The sequence below is a fragment of the Bacillus sp. LR--39 genome, from assembly GCF_053613335.1.
Genome location: NZ_JBSIOT010001183.1, coordinates 1 through 607, shown reverse-complemented (window position 1 = coordinate 607; position 607 = coordinate 1). Strand labels below are relative to the sequence as shown.

The 607-nt window shown below is 51.7% G+C and carries 1 protein-coding gene; it reads right to left on the bottom strand.

Features of this window, described 5'->3' with window-relative positions; translation table 11 throughout:
• Positions 1 to 607, bottom strand: a 607-nt coding sequence (locus tag ACWHAR_RS29295; RefSeq protein ID WP_452088721.1) for an MFS transporter, incomplete at both ends; no start/stop codon positions are given.

Here is a 607-nt window from a genome sequence, read left to right as displayed (position 1 = left end):
GCAGCCACAATAAAAGCGGAGTTCATGCCGTGCAGGGCGGCGTGCTTCACATTTGTCGTGCCTGCATGTGCCGCCTGGTTGCTCATCACGGAAACCAATAGTGCGGTTCCGATCGAGCCGCCGACTTGGCGAATCGTGTTGTTCATCGCAGTTCCGTGCGGAATCAAGTGGCGCGGAAGCGCGTTGATTCCGGCTGTTGTCACCGGCATCATGATCATGGCGGTGCCTAAAAGACGAACGGTGTATAAAACGACAATCCAAGCGAGTGACGTATGGTCAGTCAGCTGCATAAACGGCAGAGATGTCAGGAAGATGATGCAGAAACCGGCAATCGCCAGCCCTCTTCCGCCGACACGGTCAAAAATTCTGCCGATAATCGGTGACATGAAGCCCATCACAACAGCTCCCGGCAGGAGCATAAGCCCTGTATCAAAAGCTGTGACGTCTCTGACATTTTGTGTATAAAGCGGCAGGATGGTTTCCGTACCGATCAATAATGCAAAGACGAGGGTTCCCAGCAGTGTTGTTAAGCTGAAAACGCCAAACGTGAAGACACGGAATTCCAGCATCGGTTTTTCAAGCTTCAGTTGTCTTGTGATAAACAAGA